This is a genomic window from Janthinobacterium kochi (assembly GCF_051380715.1).
GTDB lineage: Bacteria > Pseudomonadota > Gammaproteobacteria > Burkholderiales > Burkholderiaceae_D > Janthinobacterium.
Genome location: NZ_JBNYXO010000002.1, coordinates 405,726 through 420,397, shown reverse-complemented (window position 1 = coordinate 420,397; position 14,672 = coordinate 405,726). Strand labels below are relative to the sequence as shown.

The following is a 14,672-nucleotide window of genomic DNA, read 5'->3' as shown; positions in this document are numbered from 1 at the left end:
CCCTGCATTTTTCAAATCGTTGATTTAAAACAAGTTTTTCCTGGCACACGGTTTGCCTAGATAAGCGTGCCGAACCGGCATACAAGACCAAGGAAAGCTTGATGAAAACGACTCCCTCCCTCCGCGCCATTGCCGCCGCCGTCTGCGTGCTGGCCATGCCCCTGTCCGTGCAAGCCCAGGCGAGCTTGCCGGCCAGCGCTGCCGCCACTGCCGCCAAACCGGCTGCCGCCACGCTCAAGCGCTATGAACTGCAAACCAATATCGTCGACGGCAAGATGGTGTTCATCGACGCCAAGGGCCAGGTCAACCCCGTGCTGGTAGCCAAGGTGGGTGACACGGTCGAACTGGTGCTGAAAAGCGGCGAAGGCGCCGAGCACGATCTGCTGATCCCGGAACTCAACGTGGCATCCGCCAAATTCAGCGCCAATAGCGGCAGCACCAGCGTGCGCTTCAAGGTCACGCGCGCCGGCACGTTCACCTATTACTGCTCGATTCCCGGCCACCGCCAGATTGGCATGGAAGGCAAGCTGGAAGTGACCGGCACGTCGCTGGTCGAAGCCGGAGCACCGAAGGCTGCCGGCGCCGGCAGCGCTGCCAACGAGTCCAGCCAGGCCGCCGCGCTGGCCCTGTACACGCCCGCGCCGTCACCGATGCGCGGCCCCGATCCGTCCGCCGTCAGCGTGGCGGCCAATCCGGCGCAGGTACCCGCCGCCATCGGCGCGCGCGCGCCGCAAACCCTGAAATACCGCATGGAGACGGTGGAACTGCCAGGCAAGCTCGATGACGGCACCAGTTTTACGTATTGGACCTTCAACCGGCAAGTGCCCGGCCCGATGCTGCGCGCGAAGGTGGGAGACACGGTCGAACTGACCCTGTTCAATGCCAAGGACAGCAAGATGATCCACTCGATCGACCTGCACGCCGTGACGGGCGGCCATGGCGGCGGACAGCACACGCAGGTTGCGCCAGGGCAGGAAAAGACCGTCACCTTCAAGGCGCTCAATCCGGGCCTGTATGTGTATCACTGCGCCACGCCCCTGGTACCGCAGCATATCGCGGCCGGCATGTACGGCATGATCCTGGTCGAACCGGAAGGCGGCCTGTCGAAGGTGGACCGCGAGTATTACGTGATGCAAGGCGAGATGTACACGGGCCGTCCGCACGGCGCGCCCGTGCACCAGGAACCGAACCTGGAAAAAATGGCCAATGAACTGCCCGACTATTACGTCTTCAACGGCGAAGTGGGCGCCCTGAGCAAGACGCACAAATTGCAGGCGAAAGTCGGCGAGACGGTGCGCATTTATTTCGGCGTCGGTGGCCCGAACAAGATTTCGTCGTTCCACATCATCGGTGAGATTTTCGACAAGGTATATAGCGAAGGCTCCATCAGCAGCCCGAAACACGACGTGCAAACCACACTTGTGGCACCGGGCGGCGCGACCATCGTCGAACTCAAGGTGCAGCACCCGGGCAGCTATCTGCTGGTCGACCACGCGCTGTCGCGCGCCGGCAAGGGCGCCGTGGGCGTACTGGAAGTGACGGGCGAACCCGTGCCGGGCGTCTACCACGCGGGCGCCGTGCATTAAATCTACCTATTCATCCTCAAGGAACTGTTATGGAAATGATCGACCTATCCCTGGGCCAGCTGGCCCGCCGCATCCCTGGCGCCACGCGCCTGTTCGATGCGCACCGCCTCGATTTCTGCTGCGGCGGCAACAAGACCCTGCGCGCGGCGGCCGAAGCGGCCGGCGTGGACACGGCGCCCATCGTCGAGGAACTGCAAGTGCTGGCAGCACGCGCCGATACCAGCGGCGAGCGTGACTGGCAGGACGCCTCGGCCACCGAGCTGGTGGAACACATCCTGGCGCGCTACCACGCCGTGCACCGCGAGCAGCTGCCCGAGCTGATACGCCTGGCGCGCAAGGTCGAGCAGGTGCATGGCGACCGCACCGACTGTCCGCACGGGCTGGCGGAACACCTGTCGGCCATGGCGCAGGAGCTGGAAAGCCATATGCGCAAGGAAGAAGACGTGCTGTTCCCTATGATCGTGCGCGGCCAGGGCCCCCGGGCCGGCGCGCCCATCAACGTGATGCGCATGGAGCACGACGACCATGGCGTGGCCTTGCGCGCGATGGAGGCGATGACGAACGATATCACCGCGCCGGCCGGCGCCTGCACCACCTGGCGCGCGCTGTACACGGGCTTGCGCACCTTCCGCGCAGACCTGGTGGCGCACATCCATACTGAAAACAATATCCTGTTCGAGCGCTTTGCGCCGGCCGTGGTGCACTGACAAAGGAAAGACCCATGGGTCCCTATAAAAAACTCTGGTTCACCCTGATCGGTGTGCTGATCGTGACGTTTTCGCTGCTCGGCTACTACGGCACGGAAGTCTACCGGCAGGCGCCGCCCATCCCCGCGCAAGTGCTGGCGCAAGATGGCCGGCAACTGTTCGACCGCGAGGGCATCCTCGATGGCCAGACGGCCTGGCAATCCGTCGGCGGCATGCAGCTGGGCTCCATCTGGGGTCACGGCGCTTACCAGGCGCCCGACTGGACGGCTGACTGGCTGCACCGCGAACTGACGGCCTGGCTGGAACTGGCCGCGCAAGAGCAGCATGGCAAGGCGTACGCGGCGCTCGACGGCCCCGCGCAAGCGGCACTGCGCGAAGCGCTCAAGATGGAATACCGTGGCAACCGGACCGATGATGCGCAAGTGCTGCGCCTGTCGGCACGCCGCGTGCAAGCCATCGCCAACACGGCGCACTACTACGACCAGCTGTTTTCCGACGCGCCTGCGCTGCACGCCAGCCGCGAGCATTTCGCCATGAAGGAAAACACCCTGCCCAGCGCCGAGCGGCGCGCGCAGATGACGCAGTTCTTCTTCTGGACGGCGTGGGCTGCCGCCACCGAACGTCCTGGCCAGAAAGTGACCTACACGAACAACTGGCCACATGAACCGCTGATTGGCAACCAGCCCAGTGGCGAAAACCTCGTCTGGTCGGTCGCCAGCGTGGTGGTGCTGCTAGCCGGCGTGGGCTTTCTCGTCTGGGGCTGGGCCTTCTTGCGCGACCATGACGAAGCGCTGCCGGCAGCCGGTCCGCGCGACCCGTTGACGACGTTTGCCCTCACGCCCTCGCAGCGGGGACTGGGCAAGTATCTGTTCCTGGTGGTGGCGCTGTTTATCTTCCAGGTCTTCATTGGCGGCTTTACGGCACACTACACGGTGGAAGGACAGCAGTTCTACGGCATCGACGTGTCGCGCTGGTTCCCGTATGCGCTCACGCGCACCTGGCATATCCAGGCCGCGCTGTTCTGGATCGCCACGGGCTTCCTGGCCGCCGGCCTGTTCCTCGCGCCCCTGATCAATGGCGGCAAGGATCCCAAGTGGCAGCGCCTGGGCGTCGATGTGCTGTTCTGGGCCCTCGTCGCCGTGGTGGTCGGCTCCTTCATCGGCAACTACCTGGCGATTGCGCAAGTGATGCCGCCCGAGTGGAATTTCTGGCTCGGCCACCAGGGTTATGAATATGTGGACCTGGGACGTCTGTGGCAAATCGGTAAATATATCGGCATCCTGCTGTGGCTGGTGTTGATGCTGCGCGGCGTGGTGCCGGCCCTGCGCCAGCCGGGCGGCGACAAAAACTTGCTGGCGCTGCTGACCGCGTCGGTCGGCGCCATCGGCCTGTTCTATGGCGCCGGCCTGTTCTACGGCGAACGCACGCACCTGTCCGTGATGGAATACTGGCGCTGGTGGGTGGTGCACCTGTGGGTGGAAGGCTTCTTTGAGGTGTTCGCCACGACGGCGCTGGCTTTCATCTTCTCGACCCTGGGCCTGGTGTCGGTGCGCATGGCCACGACGGCCAGCCTGGCGTCAGCCTCGCTGTTCATGCTGGGCGGGATTCCCGGCACTTTCCACCACCTGTACTTTGCCGGCACCACCACACCCGTGATGGCCATCGGCGCGAGTTTCAGCGCGCTCGAAGTGGTGCCGCTGATCGTGCTGGGCCACGAAGCGTGGGAAAACTGGCGCTTGAAGGAACGCGCGCCATGGATGGAAAACCTCCGCTGGCCGATGATGTGCTTTGTCGCCGTCGCCTTCTGGAACATGCTGGGCGCGGGCGTGCTGGGCTTCATGATCAATCCGCCCGTGGCCTTGTACTATATCCAGGGCCTGAACACGACCCCCGTGCATGCGCATGCGGCGCTGTTCGGCGTGTACGGCTTCCTGGCGCTGGGCTTTACCTTGCTGGTGCTGCGCTATTTGCGGCCCGACTACCGTTTCAGTCCTGTGTTGATGAAGACGGCGTTCTGGGGCTTGAACGCGGGCCTGGCGCTGATGATCTTTACCAGCCTGCTGCCGATTGGCATCATCCAGTTCCATGCCAGCGTGACGGAAGGCCTGTGGTATGCACGCAGCGAGGCATTCATGCAGCAGCCGTTACTGCAGAACCTGCGCTGGATACGCACTTTCGGCGACGTGGTCTTCATCGCCGGCGCCATCGCCATGGCGCTGCAGGTGGTGCTGGGATTGATGGAAAAAGGGCCGGCACAGGTATTGCCTCAGCGTATGAAGGCGGCAGTAAAACCGATGTGAGGTAGTACTGGTACAGCACCTGGCAAAACCGTAGCGAGCGGCAGCGATTTGTGGCTAAGAAGCGCAACCGTACTCTAGTACGGTGAGCATCGCAGGCCGCAAAGCGCGACGCGCAGTAGGTTTTGACAGGTGTTCCTACCGGCGGCGCACGCAGTCGATATACGCGTCCGTATCGGGCGGCAAGCCCGAGCGCTGCGAAGCCCAGATCATCTGGCCCAGGCATTCCATCACTTCGTGCTGGGCTGCATGGGCCGAATCGAGGCGCTGCGTGAGTTGCTGCACGGCCGGGCGGATGCCGCGCGGCTGGTCCACCTGCACCTGCTCCGTGATCGACAGATGCATGGACAGGTGCAGGAAAGGATTGGCTTGTCCGCCTTCGACGGAATAGTCGCGCGCCAGTGCCGCTTCGACATCGGAGAGCTCGTTTTCATACTCGGGGTGTTCCAGGATCCAGTCGAGCGCGATGGCTTCCATCGGCGTGAGGATCTCATGGGCGCGGTGCTTGCGCAAGGTGTCGCAAAAGAAGCGGCGCACATCGTCGGAAGAGGGGTTGAACATGGCTGAAGGACTATGGCTAAAGGGCAGCCGGCATTGTACCGCGTAGATACGCAAAGGGCATCGGGGATGCCCTTTTTGCCGTCTGGCGCCCGCTTTCGTGACCCGATAGTCACCGCAAATTAATACCCTGCAGTAAGTATTATCCACTACCGCCGCAGGCTGGCGGTGCCAAATAACGGTGATAAAATCGCCGCTCTTGATATTTGCTCTGGACACGATGGCGCTTTGTTGCTATTCCGTGCTTCCACTGCCCGCACCTTTGCCACCAGATCTCGCTCCTGGCTTATCCCGGAGCGCGGCAGCATGCCTATCACCATCGACATCGAGCTGTCCGGCCGCCCTGGCGTTCCGGCTGGTCAACTGTTTTCATTTCATACAGCGATGGTGCCGCCACGGTGGCGCGCAAGAATCATCCTTCAGTATCCAAAAATGGAGTTACGAATGCGTAAATCGCTATTACTTTTGATGTCGTGCCTGATCCTGGCGGCATGTGACAAGACCCCTCCGGCCTCGTCCGAAAAACCGGTCGACGTGCTGCTGATCGGCGCCGGCACCATGAGCGCCACCTTGGGCAGCATGCTCAAGGAACTCGACCCGTCGCTGACGATGGAAATGGTCGAGCGCCTCGATTCCGTGGCGGCCGAAAGCTCGGACGCGATGAATAACGCGGGCACGGGCCACTCGGCGTTTGCCGAGCTGAACTACACGCCGGAAGCGGCCGATGGCAGCATCGAGACCAAGAAAGCCGTTGATATCAACGAGCAATTCGAAATTTCCAAGCAATTCTGGGCCTATCAGGTAGCCAACAAGCACCTGGGCGCGCCGCAAACCTTCATCAACAATGTGCCGCACATGGCCTTTGTCTGGGGCGACGCCAATATTGCTTTCTTGCACAAGCGCTATGAGGCGCTGCAAAAGCAAAACCTGTTCAAGGGCATGTTGTACTCGGAAGACCAGGCGCAGATCGCGCAATGGGCGCCGCTGGTCATGCAAGGGCGCGACAAGGGCCAGAAAGTAGCCGCGACGCGCATGGAAATCGGTACCGACGTCAATTTCGGCAACCTTACGCGCGGTCTGGTGAGCTACCTGACGGACAGCCACGGCATGGTCCTGCACCTGCGCCACCAGGTGGAAGACATCCAGCGCGGCGCCGATGGCGTGTGGAACGTGACGGTGAAAGACTTGAACGCCGGCAAGGAAAAGACCATGCGCGCCAAGTTCGTCTTCATCGGCGCCGGTGGCGGTTCGCTGCCGCTGCTGGAAAAATCGGGCATTCCTGAAGCCAAGGGCTACGGCGGCGTGCCGGTGGGCGGCCAATGGCTGGTCACCACCAATCCGGAACTGGTGGCGGCGCATGCGGCCAAGGTCTACGGCAAGGCGTCCGTCGGTTCGCCGCCGATGTCCGTGCCACATCTCGATACGCGCATCATCGATGGCAAGAAAGCGCTGCTGTTTGGCCCGTTTGCCACCTTCTCGACCAAGTTCCTGAAAAACGGATCGTGGATCGACCTGCCTGCCTCGATCGGCACGGGCAATGTGAAACCGATGCTGCAGGCCGGCTATGACAATATTCCGCTGACGAAATACCTGGTCGAGCAAGTCATGAACACGCCGGAAGACCGTTTGAAAACCCTGCGCGAGTACCTGCCGAACGCCAAGATGGAAGACTGGACCTTGCAAAACGCTGGCCAGCGCGTGCAGATCGTCAAGGATGACCCGGTCAAGGGTGGCTTGCTGCAGTTCGGCACGGAAGTCGTCGGCGCCGCCGATGGCAGCATCGTTGCCCTGCTGGGCGCCTCGCCAGGCGCCTCGACCGCGCCGCCGATCATGATCAAGGTGCTGCAAACGGCATTCAAGAGCCGTCTGGCCACGCCGGAATGGCAAGCGAAGATGGTGGAAATGGTGCCGTCGTATGGCCAAAAGCTGAACAATGACCCAGCCCTGGCCAACAAGATCCGCCACTACAGCAGCAATATCCTGGGCTTGAAAGCGATCACGCTCGATGTTCCCGCCGCGGCACCAGCGCCGGCAGCAAACTAAGTCAGCCTGACCGGCAGGGGAGTTTCTTGTCGGCATGAAAAAAGGGGCAGCCTGGTGAGGCTGCCCCTTTTGCGTGGGAGAGTGCGTTCATTGCGGCGGACTACCCCTTGCCAGGCAAGATCAGCTCCGGCGTACACCCTTCGGCGGCAATGCCGTCGCAAGGCTTGGCCAGTGCCGCGCCATCCTGCGCGCGTGGCGCATGGGGCTGGCGCAGGTAGCGCGAGGTGTGGCGCTGCGCTTGCTGTGCGTTGCCATGCACGGGCCAGGTCAGGAAGCGGGACAGCTCCTGCAAGGCGCGCTGGTACACATCGCGTTTAAATTCAATCACGACATCGAGCGGGACCCAATATTCATGCCAGCGCCAGGCGTCGAACTCGGGATGGTCGGTCAGGCGCAGATTGACGTCGTTATCGCGCGCGCACATTCTCAGCAGAAACCAAATCTGCTTCTGGCCACGGTAATGGCCGCGAATCTCGCGCTTGATGAAGTGGTCTGGCACTTCATAGCGCAGCCAGTCGCGGGTGCGGCCGACAATTTTGACGTGTTCCTGTCTGAGTCCGATTTCCTCTTCAAGTTCGCGAAACATGGCTTGTTCCGGTGTTTCGCCATATTTGATACCGCCTTGCGGAAACTGCCATGAGTGCTCGCGCACCCGCTTGCCCCACCACACCTCGTTCTGGGCGTTTAGCAGGATGATGCCGACGTTGGGCCGAAACCCTTCACGGTCGAGCATAATGCACCTCAAACTTTCTGCGACCGAGCGTCCTTTTTTACATAATTACCCACAACTTCGCAAGCCGGTGACCTTTTCGGGGTGCGAAAAGCGCCGGAATCGCACCAATTGAGCGCATTTGTGTAAAGTATGGACGCATCAGCCAGCTAATCCTTTAAAATTAGGTTGATTATAACCCTCTCTTTTTAAAAAGAATTCACCGTTATGCGCGCCTCCCGTTTTTTTATTTCCACACTTAAAGATGCACCTTCTGACGCGGAAATCGTCAGCCACCAATTGATGATGCGTGCAGGCATGATCAAACGCCTCGGTTCCGGCATCTATACCTACATGCCGATGGGCTTGCGCGTGATCCGCAAGGTGGAAGCCATCATCCGTGACGAGATGAACAAAGCCGCCGGTATCGAACTGCTGATGCCGCTCGTGCAGCCGGCCGAACTGTGGCAGGAGACGGGCCGCTGGACCAAGATGGGCGACGAACTGATGCGCGTGAAAGACCGCCACGGCCGCGAATACGCGATCCAGCCGACATCGGAAGAAGTCATCACCGACGTCGTGCGCACCGAAATCAAGTCCTACCGCCAGTTGCCGCTGAACTTTTATCATATCCAGACCAAGTTCCGCGACGAGCGCCGTCCCCGCTTCGGCCTGATGCGCGGCCGCGAATTCACCATGAAGGACGCGTACTCGTTCGACCGCGATCTGGCCGGCATGCAAGCGTCGTACAAGGTCATGTTTGACGCTTACACGCGCATCTTCACGCGTTTCGGCCTGAAATTCCGCGCCGTGGCCGCCGACAATGGCGCCATCGGCGGTTCCGGTTCGCACGAATTCCACGTCATCGCCCACACGGGCGAAGACGCGCTCGTGTACTGCCCGACGTCCGATTACGCCGCCAACATGGAAGCGGCCGAAGCGTTGCCACCAGCGGACGAGCGTCCTGCCGCTGCCCAGGCACTGACGAAAACGGCCACGCCGGACACCGTCAAGTGCGAAACCGTGGCCGCCCTGCTGGGCCTGGAACTGTCGCAGACCGTGAAAACCATCGCCCTGACGGTGGATACGACGGGCAAGGATGAGAAAGTCACGCAACAGCATTTCATGCTGCTGCTGCGCGGCGACCATGAATTGAACGAGATCAAGGTGGGCAAGGTTGCCGGCCTGGCCGGCCATCGTTTCTCGACCGAAGCGGAAATCCTGGAAGTCTACGGCACCATTCCCGGCTACCTGGGCCCGATCGGCACCAAAGCACCGGTCACCGTGGTGGCGGATCGCACGGTCGCCCACATGAGCGATTTCGTTTGCGGCGCGAATGATGCCGGTTTCCATTACACGGGCGCCAACTGGGGCCGCGACGTGGCCGAGCCAGCCATCGTGGCCGACTTGCGCAATGTCGTCGCCGGCGACGCTTCGCCGGACGGCCAAGGCGCGTTGGCGATTGAGCGCGGCATCGAAGTGGGCCACGTGTTCCAGCTGGGTACGGCGTACTCGGAAAGCATGAAAGCCACCTTCCTCGACGAAAATGGCAAGCCTGCGCCGCTGCAGATGGGTTGCTACGGCATCGGCGTGACGCGCATCCTGGGCGCCGCCATCGAACAGAACTTCGATGACAAGGGCATCATCTGGCCAGCGTCGATTGCGCCATTCGAAGTCGTGCTGTGCCCGATGGGCATGGACCGCAGCGAACTGGTCAAGGAAGAGACGGAGAAGCTGTACGCAGCCCTGCAAGGCGCTGGCGTCGATGTCATCGTCGACGACCGTGGCTTGCGCCCTGGCGCCATGTTTGCTGACTGGGAACTGATTGGCGTGCCGCACCGCATCGTCATCGGCGAACGGGGCCTGAAAGAAGGCAAGCTGGAATACCAGGGCCGCCGCGACGCGGAAGCCACTGGTGTGGCGCCGGACGAGATCGTCGCCTTCATCCAGGGCAAAATGGCGCAGTGAAGCGTCCATCCGTAAGCAAGGTGGCTGGCGCGCTCGCGCTGGCCGCCGGCCTGGCCTGCGCTCCCTTGGCGCAGGCCGGCAACCAGAAAGAGGAGGCGCTGGCCGACTCCGTCCGCCTGGCCCTGTCGCACGCGATCCGTGACGAACGCCCGCCGCAACCCAAATTTGCCACCCCCGCCGACTTGCAGCGCTACCAGCAATGGCTGGCGCAGATGTCGCAACGCCTGCAGCGCAAGCTGCCGGACGCGCAGCTGCGCACGGAATTTCTGGAAACGGTATGGTACGAAGCGCGCCGCGCGGGCCTGGAGCCGGCCCTGGTGCTGGGCCTGATCCAGGTGGAGTCGGCCTACCGAAAATATGCCGTCTCGCTGGCTGGCGCACGCGGCTACATGCAGGTGATGCCGTTCTGGACGGGCGTCATCGGCGACCATGACCGCAGCAAGCTATTTCACATGCAGACGAACCTGCGCTACGGCTGCGCGATTTTGCGCATGTATCTGGATATGGAACGCGGGGATTTATACCTGGCGCTGGGGCGGTATAACGGCAGCCGGGGGCGGGCCGAGTATCCGAATGCGGTAAGGGCCGCGTGGAGCCAGTGGGAATTCAAGCCGGCAGGGTAGGTCGAATTAGGTCTGCAAGACCGTAATCCGACAACATCGTTGGCGTTTGCAGCCAAAAAAATGCCCCGCTCGCAGTGATGCGGCGGGGCACTCGCTCGGTGTTAGCCGGCGCGTATCTGATTATTTCAAATGATCGGAGATCAGTTTCGTCATTTCAAACATGGAGACTTGGGCTTTGCCGCCGAAAACAGCTTTCAGCTTGTCGTCCGCATTGATCATGCGGCGGTTGGCCGGATCTTGCAGATCGAGTTTCTTGATGTAATCCCATACCTTCTTGGTCACTTCCGTGCGCGGCAGTGGTGCTGCGCCAACAACGGCGGCCAGATCTTTCGATGGCGTCATTGCTTTCATGAATGCTGCGTTTGGCTTGCGTGGTGTTGCCGGTGCTGCCGCTTTCTTCACCGCTGCTGGTTTAGCTGCTGCTTTGGCTGCGGGTGCTGCTTTTTTGGCGGCTGCAGGCTTGGCTGCTGCTGCTTTGGCTGGCGCTGCTACTGGGGTTTTTTTGGCTGTTGCCATCTTCGAGCCTCCTTAACAAACACATGGGAAATTGCGCAATTAATCGCACGGCTAATATTGGTGTGGATTTACCTTGTATGCAAGTGTTTTTCACGTTTTCAAGAGGAAAAGGCAGGGAAATGGCGATGCTGTCGCCCGGGCGCACCGCTTGGGGGCGCAGAACGGTGTTTTTGCCCGTAAATGGCATGGTTACTGGCTATGCGGGGAGGAGCACTGCGGGGGGAGGGAAGAGTGATGCCGGACACATGAAAATGCAATCCGGCATTATTTGAAACGGTGTTTTTACTTGGATGTGCGGCGTAATGAACGCCATCAAAATCCCCGTGAACGGGGATTTTGATGCCTTACCTCATGCCAGGCATCATACCCTTCATGGAACGCATCATCTTCATCATGCCGCCGCCCGACAATTTCTTCATCATCGTCTGCATTTGCTCGAATTGCGTCAGCATGCGGTTCACTTCCTGCACTTGCACGCCGGCGCCGGCGGCGATGCGGCGCTTGCGCGTGGCCTTGATCAGTTCAGGCTTGGCGCGTTCCTGCGGCGTCATCGAGTCGATGATGCCGCACATGCGGCGCACCTGTTTATCGGCTTGATCCATGTTCTTGCCACCCGCCGCCTGCTGGAACTGGGCCGGCAGCTTGTCCATCAGGTTGGCCATGCCGCCCATTTTCTTCATCTGGCCCAGCTGCGCCTTGAAGTCGTTCATGTCGAACTTGCCGCCGACCTTGATCTTTTGCGCCAGGTCGGCCGCTGCCTTGCTGTCGACGCCCTTGCGCGCTTCTTCCACCAGCGCGAGGATGTCGCCCATGCCGAGGATGCGGTTGGCCATGCGGGTCGGGTCGAACGCTTCCAGGCCGTCGAGTTTTTCCGAGACACCGGCAAACTTGATCGGCTTGCCCGTGATGTGGCGCACCGACAGGGCTGCACCGCCGCGCGCATCGCCATCGAGCTTGGTCAGCACGATACCGGTCAGCGGCAGCGCATCGTTGAAGGCTTTCGCCGTGTTGATGGCATCCTGGCCGAGCATGGCGTCGACGACAAACAGGGTTTCGATCGGTTTCACGGCGCCGTGGATGGCGGCGATTTCGCGCATCATCTCTTCGTCGATACCGAGGCGGCCTGCCGTATCGATGATCAGCACGTCGTGGTAATGCTTTTTCGCCCAGTCCAGCGCGGCCAGGGCGATATCGACCGGCTTGTCCGTGCTGGCGGACGGGAAGAAGTCGGCGCCCACCTGGGCGGTGACCGATTGCAGCTGGGCGATCGCGGCGGGACGGTACACGTCGGCCGAGACGGTCAGCACTTTCTTCTTCTTTTCTTCCTTCAGGTATTTCGCCAGCTTGCCGACGGTGGTGGTTTTACCCACACCCTGCAGACCGGCCATCAGGATGATGGCGGGCGGCTGCTGCGCAAAGCTGATCTGCGACGCTTCCGGTCCCAGGTCGGCGCCCATCAGGGCGGCCAGCTCGCGCTGCACTACGCCAACCAGGGCCTGGCCTGGCGTGAGCGAGGAAATGACATCCTCGCCCATGGCTTTTTCTTTGACTTTGGCGATGAATTCGCGCACGGCGGGCAGGGCGACGTCGGCTTCGAGCAGCGCCAGGCGCACTTCGCGCAGCATGTCGGCGGTGTTCGCTTCGGTCAGGCGCGCCTCGCCGCGCATGGTCTTGACGACTTTGGCAAGCCGTTGGGTGAGATTATCTAGCATGATGAACCTGCAATGAAAAGCTTGGGAGTGGGCGGCGCAAGCCGGACGATGGGCGCCATTTTACCCCATCGCGGGTGGCTGGCGGTCCTGCGCTGCAGCGCCTGGCGGTTGGCCGGCTTTTGAATTAGTTGGTATTTCTGCCAACGCCGCGATTGCATCCAAGGCATTGCGCGGTTAGAATGAGAATAATTCTTATTTACATTCTCGGGTGGCGCACGCCTGAGCGGAAAGGGATGCCATGTCGGCCGCCGATTTTGCCCAGCAACAAGACCTGCACGCACTCTACAGCAGCCATCACGGCTGGCTGCAGGGCTGGCTGCGGCATAAGCTGGGCAATGCGGGCGAGGCGGCGGACCTGGCGCAAGACACCTTTGTCAGCGTGCTGACCAATGGCACGGCGCCGCAGATCCGCGAAGCGCGGCCTTTTCTCGCCACCATTGCGCGGCGCCTGGTGGCGCACCGCTACCGCCGGCAGGTGCTGGAAGACGCCTATCTGCAGGCGCTGGCTTGCCTGCCGCCCGAGGTGGCGCCCGCGCCCGAGGAACGGCTGCTGGCGCTGGAAGCGTTGCAGGAAATCGATGCGGCCCTCGATGGCTTGCCCGCGCCCGTGCGCACGGCGTTTTTGCTGGCGCAGCTGGAAGGTCTCAGCTATGCCGAGATCGCCGCACGCCTGAAGGTGTCGGCCAGCTCGGTCAAGCAATACCTGACGCGTGCCAACCGCCAGGTGTTTTTCTCGCTGCCGGCATGAGCAAGTCGGGAGAGGCTGCGGCCCCGGCGGCCATCAGCGAAGAGGTGCAGCAGCACGCGGCCGAGTGGCTGACCGTGCTGATGTCGGACGAGGTTGGCGAGGAGGAACTGGCCGCCTGGCAGCGCTGGCGCGAAGCCGACCCGGAACATGAACGGGCCTGGCAGCATATCGACGCGGTGTCGCGGCGGTTCAACGGCGTGCACCGAGGAGCGGCCGCGCAGGCGCTGGCCGGCACGCAGCAGCAAGGCGTCAATGGCAAGCGGCGCCAGTTGCTGGCGTGGCTGGGCGTGGTGGTTGGCGCAGGCATGCTGGCCGCGCAGACGGGCGCCTGGGATGGCGTGCGCGCCCTGCGCGCCGACTATCGCACGGCCACGGGCGAGCGGCGCGAGGTGGTGCTGGACGATGGCAGTGTGCTCAGCCTGAATACGGGATCGGCCGTGAACGTGCGTTTCGACGCCAGCCGCCGCCTGATCGAATTGCTGGCCGGCGAGATCCTCGTCACCAGCGGTCACGGTGCCGGCAGCGCCGCGCCGCTGGTGGTGGCCACGCGCGAAGGCCTGGTGCGCGCGCTGGGCACGCGCTTTGCCGTGCGCCAGCAGGATGGCGTCAGCACCGTGGAAGTGTTTGAAAGCGCCGTTGAAATCCGCCCCCGCGAGAGCGCTGGCGCGCCCTTGCTGCTGGCTGCCGGGCGCGGCGTGGCGTTTTCCCGCCATGCGCCGGACGCGCCGCACGCCATCGATGCGTATGCCGATGCCTGGTCGCGCGGGCAGTTGATCGTCGACGATGTGACACTGGGCGACTTCCTGGCCGAGCTGGCCCGTTACCTCCCCGGCGTGATCGACTGCGCGCCGGCAGTGGCCCAGCTGCGCCTGTCGGGCGTCTTCCCGCTGGCCGACACCCAGCGCATCCTGAACATGCTGCCCAACTCGCTACCCGTGCAGGTGCGCAGCCGCACGCGGTATTGGGTGACGGTCGAACCGGCGCCGTAATCCTTGCAGTAAAAATATTTGCCATCCGGCTGCCCGTTTTCGATTCTCGCGGCACCTGTAGTTAAGAGACTCAATATCCAGTACCCATGCAAGGCGCCACGTTGCGCGGTTTCATGCCGCTGCGTGCCGCCGCCACGATCAACCCAAATGGAAGGACGCAGTGTGATGCATCTGATGTACAAGGTATGCCGCCCGGCACAACAGCCATACCCAGGG

Annotated in this window: 12 protein-coding genes; 8 read left to right on the top strand and 4 right to left on the bottom strand. The window is 62.2% G+C overall.

Annotation, left to right across the window (positions count from 1 at the left end; all coding sequences use genetic code 11):
• Positions 1-101: 101 nt before the first annotated feature.
• From nirK to ACQ4WL_RS06240, 3 genes are read left to right on the top strand one after another with little or no spacing between them, the layout of a single operon-like run.
• Entirely contained in the window at positions 102-1,586 is a 1,485-nt protein-coding gene (nirK, locus tag ACQ4WL_RS06250) for a copper-containing nitrite reductase (RefSeq protein ID WP_436508776.1), read from the top strand.
• Between the two features lie 29 nt (positions 1,587-1,615).
• Entirely contained in the window at positions 1,616-2,293 is a 678-nt protein-coding gene (ytfE, locus tag ACQ4WL_RS06245; protein ID WP_436508775.1) for an iron-sulfur cluster repair protein YtfE, read from the top strand.
• A 14-nt stretch (positions 2,294-2,307) separates the two neighbouring features.
• Complete coding sequence (locus tag ACQ4WL_RS06240) at positions 2,308-4,593, top strand: nitric-oxide reductase large subunit (protein WP_436508774.1); 2,286 nt, start codon at positions 2,308-2,310, stop codon at positions 4,591-4,593.
• A 135-nt stretch (positions 4,594-4,728) separates the two neighbouring features.
• On the opposite strand, the gene ACQ4WL_RS06235 is transcribed toward ACQ4WL_RS06240, so the two are convergent.
• A complete protein-coding gene (locus ACQ4WL_RS06235; RefSeq protein WP_070218599.1) occupies positions 4,729-5,151 on the bottom strand; it encodes a DUF1841 family protein in 423 nt (140 codons plus the stop codon).
• A 441-nt stretch (positions 5,152-5,592) separates the two neighbouring features.
• Between ACQ4WL_RS06235 and mqo the strand changes: the two genes are divergently transcribed.
• A complete protein-coding gene (gene mqo, locus ACQ4WL_RS06230) occupies positions 5,593-7,191 on the top strand; it encodes a malate dehydrogenase (quinone) (protein ID WP_436508773.1) in 1,599 nt (532 codons plus the stop codon).
• A gap of 100 nt (positions 7,192-7,291) precedes the next feature.
• Here mqo and ACQ4WL_RS06225 read toward each other — a convergent pair whose 3' ends face one another.
• Entirely contained in the window at positions 7,292-7,924 is a 633-nt protein-coding gene (locus tag ACQ4WL_RS06225; RefSeq protein ID WP_332859631.1) for an RNA pyrophosphohydrolase, read from the bottom strand.
• Positions 7,925-8,128: 204 nt separating this feature from the next.
• Here ACQ4WL_RS06225 and ACQ4WL_RS06220 point away from each other — a divergent pair, with 204 nt between their 5' ends.
• Positions 8,129-9,868 carry a proline--tRNA ligase gene (locus ACQ4WL_RS06220; protein ID WP_436508771.1) on the top strand — a complete coding sequence of 580 codons (1,740 nt, stop codon included), beginning with the start codon at positions 8,129-8,131 and terminating at the stop codon, positions 9,866-9,868.
• Positions 9,865-10,491 (top strand): lytic transglycosylase domain-containing protein, encoded by a 627-nt coding sequence (locus tag ACQ4WL_RS06215; protein WP_436508769.1) that lies wholly within the window; start codon positions 9,865-9,867, stop codon positions 10,489-10,491. Before ACQ4WL_RS06220 ends, ACQ4WL_RS06215 begins: the two co-directional genes overlap by 4 nt.
• Positions 10,492-10,611: 120 nt before the next feature.
• Here ACQ4WL_RS06215 and ACQ4WL_RS06210 read toward each other — a convergent pair whose 3' ends face one another.
• Both ACQ4WL_RS06210 and ffh read right to left on the bottom strand, forming a co-directional pair.
• Positions 10,612-11,007 (bottom strand): SWIB/MDM2 domain-containing protein, encoded by a 396-nt coding sequence (locus tag ACQ4WL_RS06210; protein WP_099762133.1) that lies wholly within the window; start codon positions 11,005-11,007, stop codon positions 10,612-10,614.
• A 344-nt stretch (positions 11,008-11,351) separates the two neighbouring features.
• Positions 11,352-12,719 (bottom strand): signal recognition particle protein, encoded by a 1,368-nt coding sequence (gene ffh, locus ACQ4WL_RS06205; protein WP_096237853.1) that lies wholly within the window; start codon positions 12,717-12,719, stop codon positions 11,352-11,354.
• A gap of 238 nt (positions 12,720-12,957) precedes the next feature.
• Here ffh and ACQ4WL_RS06200 point away from each other — a divergent pair, with 238 nt between their 5' ends.
• Both ACQ4WL_RS06200 and ACQ4WL_RS06195 read left to right on the top strand, forming a co-directional pair.
• Entirely contained in the window at positions 12,958-13,467 is a 510-nt protein-coding gene (locus ACQ4WL_RS06200) for a sigma-70 family RNA polymerase sigma factor (RefSeq protein WP_436508768.1), read from the top strand.
• Positions 13,464-14,456 carry a FecR domain-containing protein gene (locus ACQ4WL_RS06195; RefSeq protein WP_436508767.1) on the top strand — a complete coding sequence of 331 codons (993 nt, stop codon included), beginning with the start codon at positions 13,464-13,466 and terminating at the stop codon, positions 14,454-14,456. The genes ACQ4WL_RS06200 and ACQ4WL_RS06195 overlap by 4 nt, the downstream gene beginning before the upstream one ends.
• Positions 14,457-14,672 lie beyond the last annotated feature (216 nt).

Bases quoted from the DNA above. Each gene is read 5' to 3' on its own strand.
- ACQ4WL_RS06210 (WP_099762133.1), bottom strand. From the start codon at position 11,007: ATGGCAACAGCCAAAAAAACCCCAGTAGCAGCGCCAGCCAAAGCAGCA.
- mqo (WP_436508773.1), top strand. From the start codon at position 5,593: ATGCGTAAATCGCTATTACTTTTGATGTCGTGCCTGATCCTGGCGGCA.
- ytfE (WP_436508775.1), top strand. From the start codon at position 1,616: ATGGAAATGATCGACCTATCCCTGGGCCAGCTGGCCCGCCGCATCCCT.
- ACQ4WL_RS06235 (WP_070218599.1), bottom strand. From the start codon at position 5,151: ATGTTCAACCCCTCTTCCGACGATGTGCGCCGCTTCTTTTGCGACACC.
- ffh (WP_096237853.1), bottom strand. From the start codon at position 12,719: ATGCTAGATAATCTCACCCAACGGCTTGCCAAAGTCGTCAAGACCATG.
- ACQ4WL_RS06225 (WP_332859631.1), bottom strand. From the start codon at position 7,924: ATGCTCGACCGTGAAGGGTTTCGGCCCAACGTCGGCATCATCCTGCTA.
- ACQ4WL_RS06195 (WP_436508767.1), top strand. From the start codon at position 13,464: ATGAGCAAGTCGGGAGAGGCTGCGGCCCCGGCGGCCATCAGCGAAGAG.
- ACQ4WL_RS06220 (WP_436508771.1), top strand. From the start codon at position 8,129: ATGCGCGCCTCCCGTTTTTTTATTTCCACACTTAAAGATGCACCTTCT.
- nirK (WP_436508776.1), top strand. From the start codon at position 102: ATGAAAACGACTCCCTCCCTCCGCGCCATTGCCGCCGCCGTCTGCGTG.
- ACQ4WL_RS06240 (WP_436508774.1), top strand. From the start codon at position 2,308: ATGGGTCCCTATAAAAAACTCTGGTTCACCCTGATCGGTGTGCTGATC.
- ACQ4WL_RS06200 (WP_436508768.1), top strand. From the start codon at position 12,958: ATGTCGGCCGCCGATTTTGCCCAGCAACAAGACCTGCACGCACTCTAC.